Here is a 24021-nt window from a genome sequence, read left to right on the forward strand (position 1 = left end):
CCGGTATACAGTTAGGAAATTGCAAACCGTACAACCTGACAGGTTGAATAAAGTGGGAGATCTTGAGCCTTGAAATTAAGAACATTTAAAAAAGGCATACACCCGGGAGAGTACAAGGAATTCAGTCATAACAAGAAAATTGAGCGAATGCCTCTTCCGGAGCAGGTTTATATTCCTTTGCAGCAACACATTGGTGCACCGTGTGAACCTCTTGTAAAAAAGGGGGATGCTGTAAAGACCGGGCAGATCATCGGCCGGAGCAGTGCGTATGTTTCAGCCCCGGTCCATGCCAGTATCACAGGAGTTGTAAAAGCCATCGATAAATTCCCCCATCCTCTTGGCATGCGGGTTGAAATGGTTCATATTGAGCGGACAGGTGAAGAAGATGACTGGGAATTGCTTTCCATACCAGAAAACTGGGAAAAAGCTCCCCGGGTGGAACTGATCAAACTGATCAATGATGCCGGCATTGTAGGGATGGGAGGCGCCGCATTTCCGACCCATGTAAAACTCAATCCTCCCAAGGACAAAAAAATCGATTCATTTATCCTGAATGGTGTGGAATGTGAGCCTTACCTGACATCGGATCACCGGCTGATGGTTGAATACACGGATCAGATACTGGCCGGCATGAACATCATGATGTCCCTCCTTGATGTGGAGAACGGGTATATCGGCATCGAAAACAACAAACCCGATGCCATTGAGATAATGAGCAAACGCGTGAAGGATCTTGGGTACAGTTTCCAGGTGGTGCCGCTGGAAGTCAAATATCCCCAGGGTGCGGAAAAAATGCTCATTGAATCGGTGTTGCACCGGAAAGTACCTGCCGGCGGACTCCCCATGGATGTGGGAGTTGTGGTAAACAACGTTGCCACCGCCAAAGCCGTTGCCGATGCCGTATTTGAGGGAAAACCCCTGGTGGAAAGGATTACAACGGTGACGGGAGACGGGATTGTCCACCCGAAAAACCTTCTTACCCGTATCGGAACCCCCTTCAATGACCTGGTGGAATTCTGCGGGGGTGTAAAAGATGAAACAACCATGGTTTTCATGGGCGGCCCCATGATGGGACAGGCACAATACGATTTATCGGTCCCCGTGATAAAAGCGGCGGGGGGAATTGTCTGCAACACATCGAAAATGATCAAAATGGTGGAACACTTCCCCTGCATCCGTTGCGGTGCCTGTGTGGACGCGTGTCCTATGTACCTGCTCCCCACCAAGCTGGCTAAATTGACCGAACATAAAAAATATGAAGAGGCGGATAAGCTGGGCATTCAGAACTGCATTGAATGTGGTTCCTGTGCCTTTTCGTGTCCCGCCCACATTCCCCTTGTCCAATGGCTTCGTGTGGGAAAAATGCGGGTCTCCGAATTAAAACGTAAACAAAAAGCATCATAAACATGAGTGAACGGATGGAAAAAAACGAGAAAACAACATCTGATCAGTCTGCCGTAACCCCGAAAAAACAGGCACCAAAGCCGAAAAAAGATCCACGGGACCGTTTATATAAACCCAAAGGGCGGCCTTTAACCATAGCATCTTCGCCCTATTCCCAGACAAAAGACAATGTCCCGAAAATCATGTGGTATGTGAGTCTGGCTCTGGCACCGGCAGTCATCGGCGCCGTGGTCTTTTTTGGATTGAAAGCTGTTTTTATGATCAGCACATCCATTTTAGCAGCCATGGCTACGGAACTGATCATCACCCGTATCCGCAGGCAACCGGATACTCTGGATGATGGGAGCGCCTTCCTGACAGGACTCCTGCTGGCTTTAACCCTGCCCCCCACCTTTCCGATTTCAGGGTGCATTTTGGGCTCGGTATTTGCTATTGCTATCGGTAAACAGATTTTTGGCGGACTCGGATGTAATATTTTTAATCCGGCTCTCTTGGGCCGTGCCTTTTTACAGGCCAGTTTCCCCGTTAAAATGACGACATGGGTTTTACCCCGGTATGCGGATATGAATGCCTATACCGGTGCTGTATCGCCGGATGCCATTACGGGGGCAACCCCTCTGGGGCTTTTGAAATACGAAAAGATCCTCACAAATATCAAACCCCTTCTCATAGGTAATGTCGGCGGTTCTCTTGGAGAAACATCCGCGTTGGCCCTTCTGGCGGGAGGAATTTTTCTGCTGATCCTCCGGAATGCGGACTGGCGGATTCCCGCAGGTTTTCTGGGAAGTGTGGCTATATTCGGCGGCATTTTCTGGATGGTGGATCCGACAACCTACCCCAGCCCCCTCTTCCACCTCCTTTCCGGAGGACTCCTGCTGGGTGCCTTTTTTATGGCCACCGATATGGTCACATCGCCCATCACTATTAAAGGAACCTGGATTTACAGCATCGGTGCCGGATTGATTTTGGTGATTATCCGTCTCTTTGGCGGCCTGCCGGAAGGCGTAATGTATTCCATTCTGCTTATGAATGGATTGACACCTTTGATTAACCGATTTACACGACCGAAATTTTTCGGGGAGGCTCGTGCATGAATACCTCATACAAAATGATACTTGTCCTGACCATCATATCAACATTGTCCGGCGGACTTCTCTCCTACTGGGATACCTATACCTCAAAAAAAATTGACGAGTACCGGCAACAGGAAATCCGGCAGGCTGTAAAGGAAGTTTTGCCGGAAACAGATGAAGAAAAAGTGAAAGAAGCCGGCGATTTTACATTTTATGTTGGATATAAAGACGGCGAAATAAAGGGCGTGGCCTTTGTAGCAGAAGGCGGTGGGTTTCAGGATATTATTTCTCTCATGGTAGGTGTAACTCCTGACTTCAGTGAATTTACCGGAATCACGGTCCTCAGCCAAAAAGAAACACCGGGACTTGGAACCAAAATCGCTAATGACCCCTCCCGTGAAGGTTGCGAAACCTGGTTCATCGACCAGTTCCGGGGTAAAAATACCGGCAATCTGACCTATGTGAAAAACCAAAAAGCAAACGGCGATTCGGAAATTGAAGCCATCACAGGAGCTACCATTTCCTCCAAGGCGGTCATTACCATTTTAAATGAAACCGTTCCCACCGCAAAATCGTCGTTTGAATCCATAAATCAGTAGGTGAACTATGGCAAAAAATGTATCACTGATTGAAGATTTTACCAAGGGTATCTGGAAAGAGAATCCCATTCTTATTGCCCTGTTGGGACTTTGTCCAACCCTTGCCGTAACCATTTCCGTCGAGAATGGGCTGGCTATGGGACTCGCAGCTTCATTTGTCCTGATTTGTTCCAGCACCCTCATTTCATTACTCAGGAACATGATTCCAAAACAGGTCCGGATCGCCAGTTTTATCGTGATCATTGCGACCTTTGTAACCATTGCGGATCGATATCTGGCAGCATTTTATCCGGAAATCAGTAAAAATCTGGGACCCTTTATTCCACTGATTATTGTGAATTGTATGATTCTGGGGCGCCAGGAAGCCTTTGCATCAAAAAACGGAGTAGGACGGTCTATCCTGGATGCCCTTGGAATGGGGATCGGATTTACTCTTGTTCTTTTGATACTCAGTGCTATCCGTGAACTTCTGGGCTCAGGAACTATCATGGGATATCAGGTCATGTGGGATTCTTTCAGCCCGTGGATGGTGATGATCCTGCCACCGGGGGCTTTCCTTACGCTGGGACTCATGATCGGCGCATCAAACTGGATTAATGACAGGAGGACACGCTGATGGAACTGCTGGTAATTTTTATCTCAGCTGCTATTGTTAATAATTTCGTTCTTAGCCAGTTTTTGGGGATTTGTCCCTTTGTAGGTGTATCAAAACGTGTGGATTCAGCCGTCAGCATGGGAATGGCGGTGACATTCGTCATGACGATTACAGCTGTAGTGACCTGGCTGATTTACCATCTTTTGCTGGTCCCCTACAATCTGGAAATTCTCCAGTACGTCTCCTTTATTCTGGTAATTGCTTCACTGGTCCAACTGGTGGAAATGTTTATCCGGAAAGTCAGTAAACCCCTCTATGATGCCCTGGGGATTTTTCTTCCCCTGATTACTACCAATTGTGCAATTCTGGGACTTGCACTCATTTCGGTTCTCAGGGAGTATAACTTCATGGAAAGCCTGGTATACGGAATCGGAGCCGGTGCAGGATTTACCCTGGCCCTGGTGATTATGGCAGGTATCCGTGAAGAGCTGGAACTGGCGGATATCCCCAAACATTTTCAGGGAGCGGGCATTACCATGATCATTGCCGGCAGTCTTGCCCTGGCCTTTATGGGATTTGCAGGTTTAATTTAGGAACGTCAACCCGGTGCGGTCGTTCAAGGGAAAAAGTGAGGAAATGACATGAACATCACAAGCATCATCACCACTATTGTCGTCATGATGGCAGTGGGACTCATATATTCTCTTGGCATGGTTATCATGAACAAAACCTTTTACCGTAAGAAAGGGAATTATCCCGATGCAGACTGCCTTTCGTCCGGCAGTGCCTGCAGTTCCTGCGGTATTACGGGGTGTTCGATCAATCCCGCCCGGACTGAAAAGACAGAGGAATAAATATGGATTTAAGTGCCATTCTGATTTCCATGGGTGGTATGGGCGGAATCGGCCTGGTGTTTGCCACCGGACTTGCCATTGCCAATAAAAAACTTCATGTGGAAGAAGACCCCCGTATTGAAAAAGTAAACGATGCCCTTCCCGGAGCCAATTGTGGCGGGTGCGGATTTGCCGGGTGTATGAACTTTGCCGAAAATGTTGTAAAAGGAAACGCACCCATCAACGGGTGTCCCGTCGGCGGTGTGGAAACTGCAAATAAGATCGCCCAAATCCTTGGAGTAAAAGTCGAAGCGGGAGAACCGCTGAAAGCCCGGGTCCTCTGTCAGGGCGGATTGAATGAGATGGCCGTTAAAGGCGAATATATGGGACTTGAATCCTGTGTGGCAGCTCATATCAGCGGGGGTGCCACGAAACTCTGTGAATGGGGTTGCCTGGGATTTGGTGATTGTGTGGATGCATGTCCCTTCGATGCCATGTATATGAGTGAAAACCGCCTTCCGGTGGTCATTGAAGATAAATGCGTGGGATGCGGTAAGTGTGCCGAAGCCTGTCCCAGAAACATTATTGAACTCCATCCTGTAAATCACCGGGTTTTTGTAAAATGCAAGAACCAGGATGCGGGTAAATATTCCCGACTTGTCTGTACACGGGCCTGTATCGGCTGCGGAATTTGTGTTCGGGAAGCCGGTGATGATATGATGTATCTGGATAACGGACTTGCCCATTTCAACTACGATAAATGGGGAGACCGCAACGAACTTCCTACTCAAAAATGTCCCAACCATGTGTTGGTAAGCCTGGATGAAGAAGGAACCGACTCCTGATGTCACTGACAGCTCAGACCAACGGGAAGGTGGAATCTCTCGAAGGCGATTTTGCCATCGTTTTGATGCAGCCCCAACGCTCCCCCTCCCGCTATTCCCTCCCCCTCTTTCCCGTTCTTCCCCTGAAAACACGCAATGAACCGGTCCATATCCCGGTCCCCAACGATCTGGACGCTAAACCGGGTGACCTGGTAGAACTTACCGAAACATCCTCCTTTCTGATTCAATTATCTGCCATTCAATACGGCATTCCCGGCTTAGGCTTTGTTACCGGACTTTTAATCGGATATTTTCTTCACCCGCAATCCCTCTCCATGCCACTGGAACTTTACCAATTTTTCCTTGGACTGGGCGGACTTGTACTGGGTGGTTTTATCGGCTATAAATGGGCAAAATCCCTGGCTTCCAAACCGGAAAAATTTTACCGGATGGAAAGGGTTTTGTAATTTTCATATATTATATTATTTGAATTATTTTTGAATTTTTTTATGATTTATTTATTTTTTTCTCTGAAATGTTATTTTTTGACTAATACATACGAATTGTGAATCATGGAAATATTTTCGGAAAAATTGTTAATAAAAAAATGACCTTAAATGAATATGGGGAAATTTCACAAAAGTGCCGGCATGATTTACCTATACATATAAATTATTGTTATTTAAGGGAATATGTTATTATGCCAGATCATATTCATGGAATAATTGAAATAAAACATTCAAAAGATGTTTTGGATTCTAAGATGTTAAATTTTAAAAAAATTCCAAGACATCAAGGATTACCAAATATTATCAGATCATTTAAATCTGCATCATCCAGGTTAATTCATCAAGCAGGTTTTGAAAATTTTCAATGGCAGAAATCATATTATGACATAATTATAAAATCGCATCACGAATTAATTCAATACGTTAAATATATAAATAACAATCCAATAAACTGGAAAAAGTAATTATACACAAATTACAGGGAACGAGGGAACGAGCATGCTCGTTCTATATTATATTTGAATTATTCGCAGGCCGCAGGCGGATTTGTATCGAGATGACCCTTGCTTATATTCATTGATTATGAATAATTTTCGCCGCCTGTTTTCCGGCCACCCCGAGATTGCAGAACATAAGATCACGCAGTTCCCGTCGGGAACAGACATAAGGATCTTCCGAATTTAAATATTTGCTGATTGTCTCTTTTAATGCATCAAATGAATCCACCCGGTAACCCGCCTTATCCAGCATGGCATCCAGGGAATCCGGCTTACGCTCTGCTTTGCCGGTCCGGAAGGTAATGATTCGTTTGTCCAGGGCAATAAATTCCCCAATAATTGAACTGGTATCACTGATGGTACAATCTGCAAGCATCATGACCGGCAGGAGATCATCAGCAGATGCCAGGAAAACATTGGAAGAACATTTGAGTATATGAAAGACATCCCGGGAAACCCAGGGATGAAGTGTTACACAAACCGTATAGTCGGATGTGAGTTCATCCAGGCGACGGTACCAGTGCCGGACGGCGGACATCCCCGATTTTTCCCATGTGGCACTGAAAAGAAGTATGGGCTTTTTCGTATCTTTCAATGTAGTTTTACGAAAGTGCCTGAGCCTCTCCTCTGACCAGCTTCCGTCAAAGGCAGGATCCAGTTTGGGATAACCTACTGCTATCACATTTTCAAGTCCTAATTTCCGGGCTTTTTCTTCTTCAGCCCGGGATGTGAGAAAAAAAAGGGTAAATGGCTGATAATTCCGGACTGAGGTAAATGTTTTAAAATGGTAGGGACCGTGTCGGAAGCCGAATTTCCGTATTGCAGGGACCGGAAATTTCCAGGCTCCGTGACGGGCCATGAGAACAGTTTCGGGAAAGACCGGCATTCGGGAAACGGCAATTCCCTTTTGCCGTAAATAGTCGGCAGTCCATTTGTTTTTTGCCACATAAACGCAGGGTTTATTGAGATAACGGACAACCGGTTCAAGAACGGTGTAATCCAAAGGCTCTGCACAATAAATCACACAGGGAATCAATCTGTTCCGGTATCGGGCCAGGGTCCAGAAAAATCGGTACGGTAAGGTGTAAACAAGTGATGATAACGGCATTATGATTCAACTCTTCGTTTTAGATACCTGTCCAAAGCATCCGCTATTTCCAGCTCGACAGCCTGCTTATCATCTTTGAAAGCCCATGAATCGCCTTCCCTTGTATAATATCCCCGGGACTTGGTAATGACATTGACCCCAAAATGGGATGCCTGAAATTCAATCAAATAAAAGGTCTCTTCGTTATGTATAATATCCATGGAAAGAAAGGGGGTATTGAAGCGTTCAACTGTTTTGGAGGCAAATTCCAGCAGGCCATCATCCGGTGTAAAATCAAAATCAAATTTCTTGGTCCCGCTGGCCCTGAAATCCCCTTTGCGGGTATGGCGGCGGGTCACAAAAAACTTTCCTTCCAGTGCCAGGACCCGGGTATCATAGGTCAATCCGGGAATGAATTCCTGCAGGATAAAATTCCGGTGCTGTGTGATATATTCCCGGTACTGGAGATAATCCTGATAATCATCATGAAGAGGATAATCGGGATATGACCGTTTTCTGAAATAGCGCCGGCGGAATAAATCCACCCGGGTCCAGAATCCCACCCGGGTGAGTTTTTGTACCTGCCTTTCCAAACTTTTTTGATCGGGAATCAGAAATACACCCTTCCCGTTTGAGCCCGAAACTGTTTTCAAAACAACAGGATAGGGAATGTCATAAGAATCAATATCCTGCAAACCGGAAAAATACCAGGCCTTCAAGCCGGTCATGCCCAATTCACGCTTATATAGTTCCTGGAAGCCCTTGTTTTCATGACATAAAAGCAAATCCAGGGAAGGGATCACGGTATTGGTTTTACTCAAGTGGAAGATAATATCCCGTATATACTGACGAACATTTTCTTTTTGACTGAAGGAATAGAGAATTGTCTTCCCCGAGAAAAGGATGTTCCGGTTATATAATTCCTGAAATGTATAACGCTGTATCGTATATCCCATGGATGAAAGGCGCGTTTCCAGCATAGAGATATCCATGCTGACCCATGCTTTTCGTGTTTGTCCATAAAAACCCTTATCTCCGGTCAGGAGAACCAGCTCAGGTTTTTGATTCATGTTTAAACCTTTCAAAAATCAGTTCTGCAATATCACCGGGATATTGTTCCATCATGCATTTAAAATGTCTGAGGGGACACCGGTCATGTCCATGTTTTCCGCAGGGACGGCAAGGCAGGTCAATTTCCAGAATTTTATCATATTCGCGGTAAGGATAACAGCCAAAAGCTTTCACCGTTGGACCGAAAAAGGCGTAAACCGGTGTTTTCACTGCATTCCCCATGTGCAGGGGGGCACTGTCATTGCACACCAGAAGATCCAGTTTATGAATAAGTGCTGCAGATTCCAGAAGATTCAGCTCACCGGCGGCATTCCAGGCCTTCAATCCGGCATTGTGGATGATCGATGCACAAAGTTCCCGTTCAGACGGACTTCCGAGAAACACAATTTCATACCCCTTATTTTCCAGGAGGATAAGCAATTCCGTCCAGTAAGAAGCCGGCCACTTCTTGGTTTCCCTGACCGAACCCGGGGCGAATCCAATTAAAATTTCCCTGTTCTTTTTTATTTTACCGACAATGTTGTCCGCTTTTTGTTTGTCCTTTGTGCCCAGATACAAGTGGGTCTCATCCGAATAGGTCTTATCGGTAAAGGGCTCAATCATGGTCAGATACCGTTTCCGGACATGCAGTCCTTTAGGAGGATGGATTTTCACGTTAATCAGTTTCTGCCTGTAAAAACCCACCCGGATATTTATCCGGCATAAAAGCATAAGCAGAGATGAAGTCAAGCTGCTCTGAATGGAAAAAGCAATATCATAGTTATTGGGGCGAAGTTCACGAATCTTATCCGTGAGTGATTCATATTTTCTCTGCTGCCCGGATTTATCCAGGGTATAAATCCGTCGGATTCTTGGATGTTTTGAAAAGAGTATCGCTGATTCCGGCCGGGTTAGAATATCCACTTCAGAATCGGGCCACCGGTCACACACCGCCTGTATCAAGGGGGTGGACATGATCACATCCCCGATAAAGGCAGTCTGAATGATCAGAATGTGTTCCGGATTAATATTTTTTAAAGATTTCTTCATATAACTTGATATGTTTTTGCACAGTAAATGAAATATCAAAGTTCCTGACAAACGCCAGGCTTTTTTCCCCGAACATCTTTCTTTTTTCATCATCCCGGAGAAGTGTAAGAATAGCATCGGAGAGAGCTTTCGGTTGTTGCCGGGGTACAATGAATCCGTTTTCCCCGTGACGGATAACTTCCGGAATACCGCCTGCATCCGTACCAATAACCGCCAACCCGGCAGTTTCCGCGTCCAGAATCGATGTCCCGAGTCCTTCCTTTTTGGATGCCATAACAAAAAGATCGCTGTTTTTCAGAAACCGGCCCACATCTGTCCTGAATCCGGTAAAAATGAAATGCTTTTCTAAACCCTTCTTTTCAGCGAGAGATTTAATCTCTTCAGCCTGTTTCCCCTCACCGACGGCTAAAAAAGTCACCTCAGAATATGTCATCAGAACAAGCCTTGCGGATTCAAGAAAAGTAGGATAATCTTTATGACCAGTCAAAGCAGCCACGGTGCATACAATCTTATGATGCGGCGGGATATTCCATTCCTCCCGAAAAGTCGGACTTTGATCAACAGAATCAAATTTGTGAATATCAATACCGGACGGGATAACAATCAGTTTGTCTTCAGAGATTCCGTGACTCTGCATGATCCGTTGGATTTCATGACTGATGCAGATGATCCGGTCCAGAAGAGCAGTCCTGTATTTCCATTGAGCCGGGGCATGAATTTTCAATGGAAAATCAACCCGCCGGGAAGCAATGACGGCCGCTTGTCTTTTAACCCGCAATTTGGTCATCAGGGCAATGCTCAAAGCATGGGCGTTATGAGCATGGAGTATACACCGTCCTGTCTTTCTGACAAATCGTCCCAACCGCAGGGCCGATACAATATCCGCTTCACAACACAGGGGAAGGGTTTGGACGGGAAGCCGGCGCTCCCGGCACCATGAAGCCATGACAGAATGCTCCGGGCAAACCATCAGGGAATCTATTCCCCTTTGAATGACTCCTTCATGGAGATATGCCACCTGTTGCTGTCCCCCACGCCAGCTTTTTGCCGTGTCGATATGAATGATCCGTCCCTTCATACCTTTTTACCCCGGCTGAGACGACTGATTTTCACATATTTCAGAAACACACCAAAAGCCGAAACCGATGCCAGGATCAACCCCTCCCAGCCATCCAAAAAACCAGCCTGCAGAAAGTACATTTTAAAAAATTTGAAATCGGCTTTTATAAAAGCAAGGAATAAAACGGATCGTTTCCCCTGACGGACTGCCGATTCAGCCGCCAGATCTGTATAGTGTGAAATTTTACGCAAATGGGTATTGATATCGGGATATGTATAGTGATAGAGAGGGGATTCGATTTTCCCGATACTGCCTGACGGGATCTGTACCGATTCATGAACCTGTTTATCGTTAAAATGGCCGCGTTCTTTGTGAAACAGGCGGAGAGTATCATCACGATTCCAACCGCTGTGGCGAATCAGCCGCCCCAGATAGTAAGACAGGCGGCGAATCCTGTAACCGTCGAAAACCGGATTCTCTATGACGGCAAGAATCTCTTCTTTCAGTTCAGGACTCACTTCTTCATCGGCATCAATGACCAAAACCCAATCATGAAGGGTTTGGGAAACGGCAAATTGTTTGGCAGGACCAAAACCCAACCATTCCCCTTCAAAAAGCCGACATCCATAGGCACGACAAATGTCCGGGGTTTTATCCGTACTGCCGCTGTCGTATACCACAATATCCCGTATCCAGCGAATCGATTCCAGGCATCGCCGGATATTTTTTTCCTCATTTTTCACAATGAGGGCAGCTGAAAGAGAGAACGGTGTTTTTTCAGACATCCCGCAAGAGAATATAGTTTTTAAATTGTCCCACCGGCCGGTTCAATGCCCGTTCAACCAAGGTGGTTAAGCGGTAACGGAGGGTTTCATGTTTATGTTTTTTTCTCAAAGGATTCGGTTTACCTGAGTACTGCAATTTATCTTTCCAGTCCATGGATTGAATTTTTTCTTTCATAACTTTCGGATGACTTCCCTTAAAACGCCCCAGGTGTTGCAGGGGACCATAGTCAAATTCCTTTGGCGCCTTGTCGTAATAATCCTTAGCCCGTCCCAGACCCCAATGTAATCCGGACAAAGCCCGGCTTTTTGATTGCATCAGATAAGGCGGGCGAACCCATCCGTAATGATAAATCCAGGCATTTACAGAAGCAACTTTGAGCTTCCGGGTTCCTTCCGGCTGGCGGGGATTGTCGTAATAGTCAAATGCACGAAAAGACTGGGCACTTTCGTAAGAGTGAATATCGGAACGATTCCGAATAATCCGGATTTCATGGGGATACCATCCGTGACTGATATGGTAATGATCATAATCTCCCCAGAAATGACGGTATTTAAATAAAAGTCCCTCCACTTCGGGATTATCAATGAGTTCTTCACAGCGGGCTTTAATGACCGGCAGGTCATTTTCATGCAGCACCTCGTCTGCCTGAAGGTATAATAGCCAGTCCCCGGTGCATTGCTTTTTGGCAATATCGGTCTGAATGGCATTGATGATGCCTTTTTTAAAATATTTTTCATCCCATTGGGTATCAATAATCTTTATTTTGGCATCCCCAATGGCCTCTATGGCTTCCCGGGTCCCGTCATCGGATTTTCCCACTGCCACAACGAATTCATCCACCAAGGGCAGGGCTGATTTAATGGATTCTACAATGGGATAATAGAGATTGATTCCATTCCGAACGAAGGAGAAACCGCTTATTTTCATCATCTTTCCTTATTTGTGCCGATAATTTAGAGAATATTCTGACGTATATTCAGGATAAATAATAAAATTTATCTCCTGTAAAATCAAGTCGGGTACTTCCGGTGTTTTATGAGAGATACCTTTAAACATGCATGATATTATATTTTTATTCACGAAGTGATTTTCCCAAGGATCACCGGTTTTCGGGCACCGGTTACTGAAGGGATATTTCCCGGAATCCGACGAATACAGGCAACGGCCAGAATGGCAAAGCCAAGGGCTTCCTTGGAATCCGGATCCACGCCGGCATCTTTGACGGATTTAACCTGAATTCCCTTAAGCTTTTCTTTCAGGTAGTTTATAATCAAGGGGTGCCGACTTCCTCCTCCCCCGGCCAGCAACTCAGACAGTGTATATGGATCCCGGTATTTTAAAACACTGTCCGCAATGGTTTCAGCGGTCAATGCCGCCAGGGTTGCAAGCTGGGACGGCCCATCCATGCTTTCCAGTTCCTCCCGGTGCTCATTCAGCCAGTCTGCACCGAATTCATCCCGTCCGGTGGATTTTGGCGGATTTTTCAGGATAAAGGGGTGTCTTTTCCATGTATTCAATATATCCTGGTGTATTTTTCCTTTCAGTGCTTTTTCACCATTGGTGTCATAAGGCCCTTCATAAAGTTGACGATATCGTTCATCCAGCAATCCCATGCCCGGTCCTGTATCAAACCCTAAAACCGGAAGATGAATCCGGGACGGAGGAATCAGACTGATATTAGCCACGCCACCGATATTTAAAAGGCAACGGCCCGTGTCTTTTTTTTGAAAAAGCCACAGATCCACAGCCGGAATCAACGGTGCCCCCGTCCCTCCGGCAGCAATATCCGCTGCCCTGAAATCAGAAACAACAGGAACATTCAGTGTATCGGCCAAAAAAGAGGGTTCACCTATCTGAAGCGTGGAATGCCCACTGATATGATGCAGGGTTTGTCCATGGGATCCGATTAAATCCACCGATGAAATGTGATGCCTTTTCAGACTTTCCGACACTTCACGGGCATAAAAACGTCCCAGATCATAATGCAAAGCACACATTTCCGGCACATGCCCCGTTAAATTCTCGCGAATTCTCTCTTTTAATTTTGAAGGAAAAGGAACTGAATCGCTATACAACACCTTATATTGGAGCCCTTTCTGTGTCAGATCAATATCCGCCACACAAATGTCCAATCCATCCATGGATGTCCCGGTCATAAGGCCAACAGTCCGGATCATTCCCTTTTTCCGCATCACTTTCTGTAGTTCCATGTTTATCCTTTCTTTGAGATGGGAATTTATCAAACAAAAAGATGCGGGTAAAGAGAGGATGCTGTTTCACAGATATGAAATAATGGACAGGAAAGAGAACCATCTGAAAATTGTGAAAGATTCACCATACGATAAAAAAGTTTTCGTAAATTTCAACTTGACCAAAAATCGGGGAATCTCATGGACATGGATACAATCCGCATTACGGGAGCACGGGAACATAATCTGAAAAACATTTCAGTTTCCATACCCCGGAATAAACTGGTGGTCGTGACGGGATTGTCTGGAAGCGGCAAATCGTCACTGGCTTTTGACACTTTGTATGCCGAAGGACAGCGTCGTTATGTGGAGTCTCTTTCATCCTATGCCCGTCAGTTTTTAGGACTGATGGAAAAGCCTGATGTGGATTATATTGAAGGATTATCTCCGGCAATTTCCATTGAGCAGAAGACAACCCACCGTAATCCCCGTTCCACGGTAGGAACGGTAACTGAAATTCATGATTATCTGCGGCTCCTTTTTGCCCGAATCGGCAAACCCCACTGTTATATTTGCGGAACACCCGTCACCAAAATGACAGTCCAGCAGATTGTGGATGCCGTCATGGAGATGGAAAGGGGGACAAAGGTTCAGATTCTGGCGCCGATGGTTCGTGAGCGAAAGGGTGAATTCCGGGATCTTTTTCGTGAAATGCGTCGTGAAGGATTTATACGTGCCCGGATTGACGGGAAAGTCACTCCTCTCGCCCACGATCTCTCATTGTCTAAAAACAATAAACACACCATTGAACTGGTTGTCGACCGGCTGGTCATTCAGGATGGCATATCTTCCCGCTTAACGGACAGCATCGAATTGGCACTGAAAATGGGCAAAGGCAATGTATTGATTGAAGAAAATGACGGTACGGAACACCGGTTCAGTGAACATTATGCCTGTCCACACCACCCGGAAGTCAGCTACGAAGAATTGTCCCCCCGCATGTTTTCATTTAACAATCCCATTGGTGCCTGTCCGGCCTGTTCAGGATTAGGCACCATGATGGAGATCTCCCCCAATCTGCTGGTCCCCAATAAAAAATTAAGCCTGATCGGCGGTGCCATTGTCCCCCTGGGTGAACAACCGCGGGGTAATTATTATTCCAGCATATTAAAGGGACTGACACAGGAGTACAATTTCAAATTCACAACCCCCTGGTACAAGTTATCCCCGACGGTGCAAAAGATTCTGCTTTATGGAACGGGAGACGAGAAAATCACCATATCTTATGAAAGCGAGCGGTGGTCCGGCGAATATAAGGGAGTCTGGGAAGGCGTTGTAAACAATCTGAAACGCCGATATCACCAAACCCAGAGTCCGGGTATCCGGGCCTGGATTGAAAAGTTCATGAGTGTGGAACCTTGTCGAGTCTGTGGTGGCAGCCGTCTGAAACGATCCAGTCTGAGCGTTTATATCGGTGGAAAAAACATCGACGATATCTCACAGATGTCCATACGAAACGGACTTGACTTTTTCAAAAATCTGTCCCTGAACACCACAGAGCAGCAAATAGCGGGACAGATACTCAATGAAATCTATCAGCGTTATGGATTTTTAGTCAATGTGGGACTGGGTTATCTGACCCTGAGCCGGAGTGCCGGGACCTTATCCGGCGGTGAAGCACAACGGATTCGATTGGCAACACAAATTGGATCCCAACTGACCGGCGTGCTGTACATTTTGGATGAGCCCAGCATCGGCCTGCATCAGAAAGACAACAGCAGGCTCCTGGATACTCTGAAAAAACTACGGGATCTTGGAAATTCCATTGTTGTCATCGAGCATGATCATGAAACCATGGAGGCGGCGGACTGGATTGTAGATATGGGGCCCGGAGCCGGTGTGCACGGAGGTGAAATCGTGGCCAGCGGATCCCTTGAGGATATTAAAAGCTGTGCTAAAAGTCTCACAGGCATGTATTTAAGCGGAAAAAAATGTATTCCCATCCCGGAAAAAAGAAATAAGGGAAACGGGAAAATGCTGACACTGCATGGTGCCAAAGGGAATAATCTCCGGTCAATTACGGTCTCTTTCCCTCTGGGACGAATGATTTGTGTAACAGGTGTCAGCGGATCGGGAAAAAGCACACTGGTCAATGAAACGCTTGTGCCCATTTTAAGCAGAAATCTCATGCATGCCAAAACAACGGCCCTTCCATATGAATCCATCACAGGTGTTGAATATCTTGATAAAATCATCAATATCAACCAATCTCCTATCGGGCGGACCCCCAGATCCAATCCGGCAACCTATACCGGTGTTTTTACTCATATCCGTCAACTTTTTGCATCTCTGCCGGATGCCAAACTGCGGGGGTATTCACCCGGACGCTTCAGTTTTAATGTAAAAGGCGGACGGTGTGAATCCTGCAACGGCGACGGCATTAAAAAAATTGAAATGCACTTTCTGCCCGATGTCTATGTCCGATGCGAAGAGTGCAAAGGAAAACGGTACAACCGGGAAACCCTGCAGATTAAATACCGGGGTAAAACCATTGCCGATGTCCTGGACATGACAGTGGAAGAAGCTTTGGAATTTTTCAAGAACCATCCCGCCATCAAGCGGAAACTGAAAACCCTTGCCGATGTAGGACTGGGGTATATCCATCTGGGTCAACAGGCCACAACCCTTTCCGGAGGTGAAGCCCAAAGAATCAAACTTTCCACCGAACTGAGCCGTATCGGGACCGGCAGAACGTTATATGTTTTGGATGAGCCGACAACCGGACTCCATTTTGCCGATGTGGAAATGCTGCTGAAGGTCCTTCATAAACTGGTCAAAAAAGGAAATACAGTCCTTATTATCGAACACAACCTGGATGTAATTAAAACAGTAGATTATATCATCGATCTGGGACCGGATGGCGGGGATCATGGCGGACAGGTACTGGTGGCCGGTGAGCCGGAAGAGGTGATTAAACATCCTGAATCTTATACGGCGAAATATTTGAGAAAAATTCTGAATTAGAGTTTTGAGTCTTGAGTTGGAGCGGACATTGTCCGCCCCATTTTTTTATGTTAAGGACCGGATTTTTGTGCGTCCATTGTGAAAAAAATAACCGATATCCATTCTTATCCAAAAATAATATTCGTCAACACAACACTTGATATAATACCTGCCAGATCGGCCGTGAGGGCAGCGGGGACGGCGTGACGTGAATTGGTAACAGACACGGAACCGAAATAGACCGCAAGCACGTAAAATGTCGTTTCAGTCGAGCCCATCATAATGGAAGCCATTCGTCCAATCGTTGAATCAGGGCCGTGGGTTTTCACCAACTCGGATAAGATACCCAACGCACCACTGCCGGAGAGTGGCCGCATAAATGCCAGTGGTAATACATCTCCGGGCATACCGATTAAATGGGTCAGGGGACTCATAATCCAGGAGAGAACCTGCATGGCACCGGAAGTCCGGAAAATGCTGATAGCAGTAAAAATGGCTACGAGATAAGGGATAATCCGCAAAGCCACATCAAATCCTTCTTTGGCACCGACGGTAAATACTTCGTACACTTTCAACCCTTTCCGATACCCGTATAAGGGAATCAAAACAATAATAAGCGGAATGGCCAGTACCGATATAACATTTAAGATTGCTTCAAACATCGATGATACTCCTTATACATTTTCCTGTAAAGTTTGATTTTGATTGTCAGAAAGTTGTTGCTCTGCCCCTGTATCCGGATAGCGGTAACGTGGAAGTTTTTCCAGTATTTTGGTCATAATAATGGCTACTGTCGTGGAAATACCTGTCGCCAGAATCACCGGCGCAATAATTTCCGAAGCATTGTTGGAATTAGCTGCTGCCCGTATGCCGATGATAGTTGCCGGAATCAGGGTGACACTCGATGTACTCATGGCCATCAGCATACACATGGCATTGGAAGCCGTGTCTTTAATCTTATTCAGCGTCTGCAATTCCTGCATAGCCTTAAGCCCTAACGGTGTGGCTGAATTGCCAAGACCGAGAACACTGGCTGCAATAGCCATAACAATGGCACCCATAGCCGGATGATCCGGAGGAACTTCCGGAAACAGACGAATCATCACTGGTTTGACAACCCTGGCAATAATTTTTATTAAACCGGATTTTTCCGCAATTTTCATCAATCCAAGCCATAAGGACATGATCCCTACCAGACCGATAGCGAGAGTGACTGCAAATTTTACGGAATCAAAAACACCGGAGGTCAAATTGGCAAGGGGTTCCATCGTCGGATTCCATATAATCGACCCGTTGGCAAAATCTATTAAACAATCTACTGATGCGATCGTTACACCTATAACTATCATGGCCAGCCAAATGACATTAATCAAGGTCAACCTCCTTCTGAAAACAGTTTAAGTTTAAGTTGATTGTAATTCGGCATAATATAAAAATAAATGCTCCGATTATCTTCCATTATTCTCCCCGAATCAGGGGTTATCCAAGTCTTTCTGCCGGAAAAATGTAGTGTTTTTGTAGTAGTGACATCCCGTCATTTTTTTTTTAAAATCTTTAAAGCAAAACAATTAAAGGCCTTATGCATCAATACCCAAAAACAAACAACTTCATTCGCTTATCTCCTTTTGATTTACACCGTGTTTTTCCTTTTAGTTAATCATTTTAGTCAAAGGAAGTTTTCCTTTCCAGATGGAAGCCCCGGAAACGGGGCTTTCTTCATACAGAAAAAAATATTCATAATTGTTTTGACAAATGTCCGGATGCTTTTTGTGATTCAGGATTCTTTCAGTGGGAGGTTCTCCGGCCCGTGGCATCCCGGTGGGGCATGCCCCATTCATTTACTTTCTCTGCTTCCAGCCGTGTTAATACGGGTCCTTCCTTACATAACCGGATTCCGGATCCATCCACAACACACTGACCACAAATACCGATCCCGCATTTCATATACCGTTCAAAACTGATTTCGTAATCAAGTCCGGCCTGTGTCGCAAGGTCCATCACTTTCACAAGCATGGCTTCAGGTCCTGAAGAATAAATAAAAGACAAGCGGCTTTCCAGAATTTTATCCTGCATGTAATCTGTTACCAGTCCTTTATATCCCAGTGATCCGTCATCGGTCACAAAGGTTGTGGGAGCCCACTCGGAAAAATCGTTTTGAAAAGGGATATCCTGTGCACACCGCCCCCCCAAAAGTACTTCAAAATGAAAGCCCAGTGTACGGAGCTGCCGTGCCAGATAACGCAGAGGAACAATTCCCATCCCGCCGCCAATCAGCAGGGCGTGTTGATGATGACTAAATCCTTTACCAAAAGGTCCCCGAAGACCCAGCAAATCACCGCGGCGGACATTCATCAATTTCCGGGTAAAAGGCCCTACCGCCTTAACGGTTATCTCCATAATCCCCTGAAAGACATCGGAAACAGAAAAAGGCTTCTCGTCCACACCGGGAAGCCATACGTTGAAAAAACGGCCGGATTGAATATCCGGCTCCGGTTGTTTGAAGTAAAAACTCTTCATGACAGGGGAGTGACTTATGATATTCAGCACCGGATATGTTTTCATCTGATCACTCATGCACTACTCCTCTGATCGACTTTAAATCTTTGATGTTTCTTTCCTCTATCCACGTATAAATCCCACGGTTTATCCGACTGAAAATTTCAATATCCCCGTAATAAACCGCCGATCCAATACTGACCATACTTGCACCGGCCATAATCATCTGCACCGCCTGATCAGCAGTTCTCACACCTCCTGTCCCTATAACAGGCAGGGCTGTATTTCCACAAATTTCATACACAGCTTTCAGGGCCAGGGGAAAAATGGCAGGACCTGAAACACCTCCCACTTTATTGGCCAGAACCGGCTTCATCACACCCGTATCAATCAGCATACCGGGACCCACTGTATTGATAGCCGTAATGGCATCCGCCCCATTTTCTTCACAGATTCTCGCCATTTTAATCAGAGATGGACAATGAATTGTCAGTTTTATACTCACAGGAATTTTACCTGCCGCTTTTTTCACAATCCGGGTAATTTTCTCAACATCCCTCTCGCTGGCAGCAAAGGGAGAACCAAATTCCGATGAGACATTCGGACACGAAACATTTACTTCAATAAGGTCCGGTTCAGATTCTACAGCCTGCCGGGTCACCTCGCCAAATTCTTCATGGGTCCTCCCGAAAACCGAGGCAAATATGCCGGACGTACCTGAATGATCCCGGAGTTTTCTGATTTCCTTCACCATCTCGTCTACACCGGGATTTGATAATCCCACGGCATTGAGCAGACCGCTGTCATAAGGTAAAACAGCAGGACACGGATGTCCTTTCCGGGGTACCAGTCCGAAGGATTTCGTCGTAACGGCTCCGGCACCCGCATCCAGAACACGCCTCATGGAATCGGCTGTGAGTCCTAAAACACCGGAGGCCAGAACAAGAGGAGAAGCGTATTCTTTACCGAGAAAAGTTGTTTTCAGTTGTATATCCATACCCTGTCTCAAATAATGGGAGATAATTCGTGGATGGAAAACTCCCGTTCACAATAAACACAAGTCACCAGATTATTCCTGGGATCCGTCAGGATAAACCGGGTTTTCAGTCCCGGCTCATTTTGGGTAATACACCCGGGATTCAGACACCTGAGGAGATTCACTATCTCTTTGGGCGGCTGAACGGAAACCTTTTCGACCACCTCGAAATTTCGAATCCGTTTAATGGTAACGCCGGGAGATACAAGAGAAATATGCTGTATGGTTCGTTCACACAGATCATCTTTTTTAATTTTCAGCATATCTTTGGCGCCCAGTTTGTTGCTTTGGTAGTTCATCCCAAAAGTAATAGGGACGTTTTTCAATGCCGGATCCCGTTCCAGTATTTCCAGGATATGAACTCCATCGCCGGCCGGAATATGATCAATCACAATTCCGCTACGGATTTTGGGAATCATCTGAATTTTTTTGTCACTCATATTTTCACCTCAAAGACATTTAAAAGAATGGCCTGCCGCATGATCAGTCCGTTTTTTACCTGACAAAAATATTCTGCGTGCGGTGTTTCATCCACATCCGGTGCAATTTCATTTACACGGGGCAGGGGATGAAGGACCTTGAGTTGTTCAGGGGCATTTTTCAGCATACCGGCGTTCAGGCAAAATGCATCTTTGACCTTTTCATATTCAATCTGATCCGGAAACCGTTCCCGCTGGATCCGGGTCATGTAAATAATATCCGCATAGGGGATGGCATCCTCCAGATTCTTCGTTTCCACAAATGTGACGGGAAAATCCGTTTTCACCCGTTTCAGATATTCGGGAAGCCGCAGGGATTCAGGCGATACAAGCATAAATTCATTGACCCGGAATTTGATCAGGGCCTGAAGCAGAGAGTGGACGGTCCGGGAGTATTTCAAATCCCCCACAAAAGCGATACGGAGTCCTTCAATTTTCTTGAAATTTTTAATAATCGTATAGAGATCCAGCAGGGTTTGTGTAGGATGCTGATTTGTACCGTCTCCGGCATTGATGACGGGCAGATAGCTGATTTGGGCGGCATGACGGGATGTGCCCTCCTTGGGATGGCGGATCACAATGACATCCGAGTAGCTTTCCACCGTATGAATCGTATCCGAAAAGGATTCCCCCTTTGAAACGGAGGTGGCGGCCTGTTCGGCAAAACCAATGACATTCCCTCCAAGCCGGTACATGGCTGCCTCAAAACTCAGGCGGGTCCGGGTGCTGGCTTCAAAAAAGAGGGAAGCCATAATTTTTCCCTGAAGAAGCTGAAACCTGTCTTTCAGAGAAATCGTTTCGACCCGGGCGGCAGTATCCAGGTAGACCTGAATATCCTCAGCCTTCAGATCATGCATGGATATAAGATCACGTTTCATGCGTCCCCCGATGTATTATTAATTTTTTTTGATACTTCATCCAGATAAAGGACCGGATTCTCTGCCTTCAACAGAGATCTGCCGATGATGAGGTAATGATTCCGGATAAAGGGAAAATCAGCCGGATTACCGCCCTGGCTTCCAAACCCCGGCGAATAAAAAGTGCAACCATCATCCAGCCCGGCTTCTTTGTAGATTCTTTCCGTTTCAAACGGCTTGGTAAGGGGTATCACAAAATCACGGACATTCTCTTCGAAAGCCAGTCTGTAGATATCTGCAGCTGCCGTGTCGCGAATGAATCCTCCCTCCGACTCCAGATAAGCCGGATGGGTCATAATACCGCCGACGATCACCTTTAACTCTTCCTCTTTCAAAGCCCCGGCCCAGGCTTTCAGAGTATCGGGGCCTGCCTGTGGAAAAATGATCACCTCGTCGATTCCGGAAGATTTCATAACATCGGCAAAGAGTTTGCCCGTTGCAGGAATATCCGTGGCCGCTTTTTGGTGATCATATATCAAGGGCTTGTTCGTATGCTTCCGGATCAGTTTACACACCCGGGGTAAACCGTATGTGAGTCCAAGTGAAAAACCCAGCTTATACCCATAAATGACAGGATGATCATCCACTGCCCGGATCAGGGTTTCCAGCTTATCCAGATCGGTCAAATCCAGTGCGGGAATGATTTTTATATTTTTATCCATTGCTTTCTCCATGATAAAAGGTGTTCAACACGTCCGCCATGGACGGATTCCTGGTTTTCATATACTCAATCAAATCGGGAAGATCAATCAGAGATTTCAAGGGCACGGGAAATTCAGTGATTTCTCCTTTCCTTCGCCGGTCTGCCGCCACCACAACGCCGGCGACTTTCACGCCAAATGTCCGTTCAATCAGTACCATGGCCTCCAGCTTGGTCCCTCCTGTTGTCATCACATCATCTACCATAATCACAGTACTCTCTTTTTCCGGTGTATGTCCCACAAACATCCCCTTTTCCCCATGAGTTTTCATCTCTTTCCGGTTGTAAAACATGGCCAGGCGCCGGTCAGGATGCTTCATCACCGTAGCCGTTGCCAGGGATATGCCTTTATATGGCGGTCCGTATATGTGGGACGCTTCAGGGAAACATTCGGAAATCATTTCGGCAAATGCCTTTCCCGTCAAGTCCAGGGCTTTCGCCGAAGCAATATTTCCAAGGTTTAAAAAAAACGGAGACTCCATCCCCGATTTCAACGTGAAGCTTCCGAATTTCAGAACACCTTCCTGTATCAGGCATTCAATAAACTGACATTTAGCCGGTGAAAGCACCAATAATCTCCTTTCCTTTATTGCGTGTCACAAAATCCTTATTTAAAAAAACCACCTTCCCCTGAATCAACACGGTATCAACGAGATACGTCAGGGGGATGCGTTCATAGGGGTTGTATCCCGCTTTGGTAATCACAGGCTCAGCTCTCTCTCCTTTTTTCAGGACGATCAGATCGGCAACAGAACCCCGACGGATACCATGATATCCGGCTATTCCATAACATGCGGCGGCGCCTGAAGAGATGAGCCGGGTTATCCGGGACCGGGACAGCAGGTTTTGTTCTGCCAGTTCCAATATGGCGGGGACGGCCCACTCTATGCCCGGAATGCCTGAGGGAGGATTATCACTCCTTTTTTCGGCAGGTGTATGAGGGGCATGATCCGTCCCGATAAAATCTACTATACCGTCCCGAATGCCCTGCCGTACAGCATCGCGGTCCGCCACATCCCGTAAAGGAGGATTCACCTGATACCTTGCACCGTATTGTTGCTCATCCTCCCGGGTAAACCACAGGTAATGAGGCGCCGTTTCACCCCAAACGTCAACACCTTTTGCCTTCATATCCGCCAGCCATTGGACATCTTCCAGGGTGGATGCATGGCAGATAACCACCCGGGGGCGTTCTTTTTCCGGTAGAAGCATGAGAACCCGCCGAATGGTTTCCAATGCCGTCCGGATTGCCTTTCTGGGGCGCCGGAGATGGTGTTGGGATGCACAGGTAAAACAGCTTTCATCTTCAGCATGGATCGTCACCCGCCGGGCTTTCCTAAAAATCGACAATAAGACGTCTTTCCGGTTCCAGGCGGAACGGGAGGATGATCTGGCCATAAATATTTTTGCTGAAGCAGCCCTTTCGGGAATGTCCCGCATGTCCGGCGTCGCCATGAAATGGAGTCCCCAGTTTACCAGGGATTTCTCTTTAAACAGACGCTCTTTTGCTTCAAAGGCTTCCGGCGTATCACAAGGAGGATCGGTATTCGGCATATCGAAAACAGTCGTCACACCTCCCTTGACAGCTGCCCGCGAACCGTTTTCAATGCCTTCCTTGGCAAGAAAACCCGGTTCACGAAAATGGACATGGGGATCGATCATTCCGGGCAGGATCAATCCTCCCGCGGCATCCAGCACATCCATCTCCGGACAAAGTTCAATCCGTCCGATTGTACGGATTTTTCCCTTATCAATCAGCAAATCTTCCCGCTCAATCCGGCCGTCGGGATGTAAGACTGATCCGTTTTTCAGCAGGAGTGTCTTCATCATTCCC

26 protein-coding genes are annotated in these 24021 nt (G+C 46.4%); 10 read left to right on the plus strand and 16 right to left on the minus strand.

What is annotated here, in order from left to right; translation table 11 throughout:
* Positions 1–69: 69 nt before the first annotated feature.
* The 9 genes from rsxC (at position 70) to J7K63_08530 (ending at position 6301) form a co-directional block, all read left to right on the plus strand.
* Entirely contained in the window at positions 70–1404 is a 1335-nt protein-coding gene (rsxC, locus tag J7K63_08490; GenBank protein ID MCD6235056.1) for an electron transport complex subunit RsxC, read from the plus strand.
* 14 nt (positions 1405–1418) lie between these two features.
* The gene (locus J7K63_08495; GenBank protein MCD6235057.1) at positions 1419–2498 is read left to right on the plus strand and encodes an RnfABCDGE type electron transport complex subunit D; all 1080 of its coding nucleotides are present in this window, start codon (positions 1419–1421) and stop codon (positions 2496–2498) included.
* Positions 2495–3076, plus strand: a complete 582-nt coding sequence (locus tag J7K63_08500; GenBank protein ID MCD6235058.1) for an FMN-binding protein — start codon at positions 2495–2497, stop codon at positions 3074–3076. Before J7K63_08495 ends, J7K63_08500 begins: the two co-directional genes overlap by 4 nt.
* A 7-nt stretch (positions 3077–3083) precedes the next feature.
* A complete protein-coding gene (locus J7K63_08505) occupies positions 3084–3692 on the plus strand; it encodes an electron transport complex subunit E (GenBank protein ID MCD6235059.1) in 609 nt (202 codons plus the stop codon).
* Positions 3692–4264, plus strand: coding sequence for an electron transport complex subunit RsxA (gene rsxA, locus J7K63_08510; protein ID MCD6235060.1), 573 nt, complete (start codon positions 3692–3694; stop codon positions 4262–4264). The genes J7K63_08505 and rsxA overlap by 1 nt, the downstream gene beginning before the upstream one ends.
* 48 nt (positions 4265–4312) lie before the next feature.
* Positions 4313–4525 carry a hypothetical protein gene (locus J7K63_08515; protein MCD6235061.1) on the plus strand — a complete coding sequence of 71 codons (213 nt, stop codon included), beginning with the start codon at positions 4313–4315 and terminating at the stop codon, positions 4523–4525.
* A 2-nt stretch (positions 4526–4527) separates the two neighbouring features.
* Positions 4528–5349, plus strand: coding sequence for an RnfABCDGE type electron transport complex subunit B (locus tag J7K63_08520; GenBank protein MCD6235062.1), 822 nt, complete (start codon positions 4528–4530; stop codon positions 5347–5349).
* Positions 5349–5795 (plus strand): SoxR reducing system RseC family protein, encoded by a 447-nt coding sequence (locus tag J7K63_08525; protein MCD6235063.1) that lies wholly within the window; start codon positions 5349–5351, stop codon positions 5793–5795. The genes J7K63_08520 and J7K63_08525 overlap by 1 nt, the downstream gene beginning before the upstream one ends.
* Before the next feature lie 98 nt (positions 5796–5893).
* Positions 5894–6301 carry a transposase gene (locus tag J7K63_08530; GenBank protein MCD6235064.1) on the plus strand — a complete coding sequence of 136 codons (408 nt, stop codon included), beginning with the start codon at positions 5894–5896 and terminating at the stop codon, positions 6299–6301.
* 109 nt (positions 6302–6410) lie between these two features.
* Here the strand turns inward: J7K63_08530 and J7K63_08535 are convergent, their stop codons facing one another.
* The 7 genes from J7K63_08535 to J7K63_08565 form a co-directional block, all read right to left on the minus strand.
* Entirely contained in the window at positions 6411–7442 is a 1032-nt protein-coding gene (locus J7K63_08535; GenBank protein ID MCD6235065.1) for a CDP-glycerol glycerophosphotransferase family protein, read from the minus strand.
* Positions 7442–8491: a hypothetical protein gene (locus J7K63_08540; GenBank protein ID MCD6235066.1), complete on the minus strand. Its 1050-nt coding sequence runs from the start codon at positions 8489–8491 to the stop codon at positions 7442–7444. The genes J7K63_08535 and J7K63_08540 overlap by 1 nt, the downstream gene beginning before the upstream one ends.
* The gene (locus J7K63_08545) at positions 8475–9521 is read right to left on the minus strand and encodes a glycosyltransferase family 9 protein (protein MCD6235067.1); all 1047 of its coding nucleotides are present in this window, start codon (positions 9519–9521) and stop codon (positions 8475–8477) included. Before J7K63_08545 ends, J7K63_08540 begins: the two co-directional genes overlap by 17 nt.
* Complete coding sequence (locus J7K63_08550) at positions 9496–10599, minus strand: glycosyltransferase family 4 protein (GenBank protein ID MCD6235068.1); 1104 nt, start codon at positions 10597–10599, stop codon at positions 9496–9498. Before J7K63_08550 ends, J7K63_08545 begins: the two co-directional genes overlap by 26 nt.
* Positions 10596–11324, minus strand: a complete 729-nt coding sequence (locus J7K63_08555) for a glycosyltransferase family 2 protein (GenBank protein ID MCD6235069.1) — start codon at positions 11322–11324, stop codon at positions 10596–10598. The genes J7K63_08550 and J7K63_08555 overlap by 4 nt, the downstream gene beginning before the upstream one ends.
* Before the next feature lie 34 nt (positions 11325–11358).
* Complete coding sequence (locus J7K63_08560; protein MCD6235070.1) at positions 11359–12294, minus strand: glycosyltransferase family 2 protein; 936 nt, start codon at positions 12292–12294, stop codon at positions 11359–11361.
* Between the two features lie 149 nt (positions 12295–12443).
* Positions 12444–13577, minus strand: a complete 1134-nt coding sequence (locus J7K63_08565) for an anhydro-N-acetylmuramic acid kinase (protein MCD6235071.1) — start codon at positions 13575–13577, stop codon at positions 12444–12446.
* A 186-nt stretch (positions 13578–13763) separates the two neighbouring features.
* Between J7K63_08565 and uvrA the strand changes: the two genes are divergently transcribed.
* The gene (uvrA, locus tag J7K63_08570) at positions 13764–16580 is read left to right on the plus strand and encodes an excinuclease ABC subunit UvrA (GenBank protein ID MCD6235072.1); all 2817 of its coding nucleotides are present in this window, start codon (positions 13764–13766) and stop codon (positions 16578–16580) included.
* A gap of 104 nt (positions 16581–16684) precedes the next feature.
* Here uvrA and J7K63_08575 read toward each other — a convergent pair whose 3' ends face one another.
* The 9 genes from J7K63_08575 to J7K63_08615 all read right to left on the minus strand — a co-directional run bounded on the left by J7K63_08575 (position 16685) and on the right by J7K63_08615 (position 24017).
* Positions 16685–17221 carry a spore maturation protein gene (locus J7K63_08575; protein MCD6235073.1) on the minus strand — a complete coding sequence of 179 codons (537 nt, stop codon included), beginning with the start codon at positions 17219–17221 and terminating at the stop codon, positions 16685–16687.
* Positions 17222–17233: 12 nt separating this feature from the next.
* Entirely contained in the window at positions 17234–17932 is a 699-nt protein-coding gene (locus tag J7K63_08580) for a nucleoside recognition protein (GenBank protein ID MCD6235074.1), read from the minus strand.
* Positions 17933–18344: 412 nt separating this feature from the next.
* Positions 18345–19133, minus strand: coding sequence for a dihydroorotate dehydrogenase electron transfer subunit (locus J7K63_08585; protein ID MCD6235075.1), 789 nt, complete (start codon positions 19131–19133; stop codon positions 18345–18347).
* Positions 19126–20052, minus strand: a complete 927-nt coding sequence (locus tag J7K63_08590) for a dihydroorotate dehydrogenase (protein ID MCD6235076.1) — start codon at positions 20050–20052, stop codon at positions 19126–19128. Before J7K63_08590 ends, J7K63_08585 begins: the two co-directional genes overlap by 8 nt.
* 8 nt (positions 20053–20060) lie before the next feature.
* Positions 20061–20531, minus strand: coding sequence for an aspartate carbamoyltransferase regulatory subunit (locus J7K63_08595; protein MCD6235077.1), 471 nt, complete (start codon positions 20529–20531; stop codon positions 20061–20063).
* The gene (gene pyrB, locus J7K63_08600) at positions 20528–21448 is read right to left on the minus strand and encodes an aspartate carbamoyltransferase (protein ID MCD6235078.1); all 921 of its coding nucleotides are present in this window, start codon (positions 21446–21448) and stop codon (positions 20528–20530) included. The genes J7K63_08595 and pyrB overlap by 4 nt, the downstream gene beginning before the upstream one ends.
* Positions 21445–22149, minus strand: a complete 705-nt coding sequence (locus J7K63_08605) for an orotidine 5'-phosphate decarboxylase (GenBank protein MCD6235079.1) — start codon at positions 22147–22149, stop codon at positions 21445–21447. The genes pyrB and J7K63_08605 overlap by 4 nt, the downstream gene beginning before the upstream one ends.
* Entirely contained in the window at positions 22142–22756 is a 615-nt protein-coding gene (gene pyrE, locus J7K63_08610; GenBank protein MCD6235080.1) for an orotate phosphoribosyltransferase, read from the minus strand. Before pyrE ends, J7K63_08605 begins: the two co-directional genes overlap by 8 nt.
* On the minus strand, positions 22740–24017 hold the full coding sequence (locus J7K63_08615; protein ID MCD6235081.1) for a dihydroorotase family protein: 1278 nt from the start codon (positions 24015–24017) through the stop codon (positions 22740–22742). The genes pyrE and J7K63_08615 overlap by 17 nt, the downstream gene beginning before the upstream one ends.
* Positions 24018–24021: the final 4 nt, after the last annotated feature.

The organism is Candidatus Neomarinimicrobiota bacterium (genome assembly GCA_021157965.1).
Classification (GTDB): Bacteria; Fidelibacterota; Fidelibacteria; order Fidelibacterales; family Fidelibacteraceae; genus Fidelibacter.

Excerpts from the sequence above, each read along its gene's own strand:
- J7K63_08495 (MCD6235057.1), top strand. The coding sequence starts at position 1,419 with ATGGAAAAAAACGAGAAAACAACATCTGATCAGTCTGCCGTAACCCCG.
- J7K63_08500 (MCD6235058.1), top strand. The coding sequence starts at position 2,495 with ATGAATACCTCATACAAAATGATACTTGTCCTGACCATCATATCAACA.
- J7K63_08505 (MCD6235059.1), top strand. The coding sequence starts at position 3,084 with ATGGCAAAAAATGTATCACTGATTGAAGATTTTACCAAGGGTATCTGG.
- rsxA (MCD6235060.1), top strand. The coding sequence starts at position 3,692 with ATGGAACTGCTGGTAATTTTTATCTCAGCTGCTATTGTTAATAATTTC.
- J7K63_08515 (MCD6235061.1), top strand. The coding sequence starts at position 4,313 with ATGAACATCACAAGCATCATCACCACTATTGTCGTCATGATGGCAGTG.
- J7K63_08520 (MCD6235062.1), top strand. The coding sequence starts at position 4,528 with ATGGATTTAAGTGCCATTCTGATTTCCATGGGTGGTATGGGCGGAATC.
- J7K63_08525 (MCD6235063.1), top strand. The coding sequence starts at position 5,349 with ATGTCACTGACAGCTCAGACCAACGGGAAGGTGGAATCTCTCGAAGGC.
- J7K63_08535 (MCD6235065.1), bottom strand. The coding sequence starts at position 7,442 with ATGCCGTTATCATCACTTGTTTACACCTTACCGTACCGATTTTTCTGG.
- J7K63_08540 (MCD6235066.1), bottom strand. The coding sequence starts at position 8,491 with ATGAATCAAAAACCTGAGCTGGTTCTCCTGACCGGAGATAAGGGTTTT.
- J7K63_08545 (MCD6235067.1), bottom strand. The coding sequence starts at position 9,521 with ATGAAGAAATCTTTAAAAAATATTAATCCGGAACACATTCTGATCATT.
- J7K63_08550 (MCD6235068.1), bottom strand. The coding sequence starts at position 10,599 with ATGAAGGGACGGATCATTCATATCGACACGGCAAAAAGCTGGCGTGGG.
- J7K63_08560 (MCD6235070.1), bottom strand. The coding sequence starts at position 12,294 with ATGAAAATAAGCGGTTTCTCCTTCGTTCGGAATGGAATCAATCTCTAT.
- J7K63_08565 (MCD6235071.1), bottom strand. The coding sequence starts at position 13,577 with ATGGAACTACAGAAAGTGATGCGGAAAAAGGGAATGATCCGGACTGTT.
- uvrA (MCD6235072.1), top strand. The coding sequence starts at position 13,764 with ATGGATACAATCCGCATTACGGGAGCACGGGAACATAATCTGAAAAAC.
- J7K63_08575 (MCD6235073.1), bottom strand. The coding sequence starts at position 17,221 with ATGTTTGAAGCAATCTTAAATGTTATATCGGTACTGGCCATTCCGCTT.
- J7K63_08585 (MCD6235075.1), bottom strand. The coding sequence starts at position 19,133 with ATGAGTGATCAGATGAAAACATATCCGGTGCTGAATATCATAAGTCAC.
- J7K63_08590 (MCD6235076.1), bottom strand. The coding sequence starts at position 20,052 with ATGGATATACAACTGAAAACAACTTTTCTCGGTAAAGAATACGCTTCT.
- J7K63_08595 (MCD6235077.1), bottom strand. The coding sequence starts at position 20,531 with ATGAGTGACAAAAAAATTCAGATGATTCCCAAAATCCGTAGCGGAATT.
- pyrB (MCD6235078.1), bottom strand. The coding sequence starts at position 21,448 with ATGAAACGTGATCTTATATCCATGCATGATCTGAAGGCTGAGGATATT.
- J7K63_08605 (MCD6235079.1), bottom strand. The coding sequence starts at position 22,149 with ATGGATAAAAATATAAAAATCATTCCCGCACTGGATTTGACCGATCTG.
- J7K63_08615 (MCD6235081.1), bottom strand. The coding sequence starts at position 24,017 with ATGATGAAGACACTCCTGCTGAAAAACGGATCAGTCTTACATCCCGAC.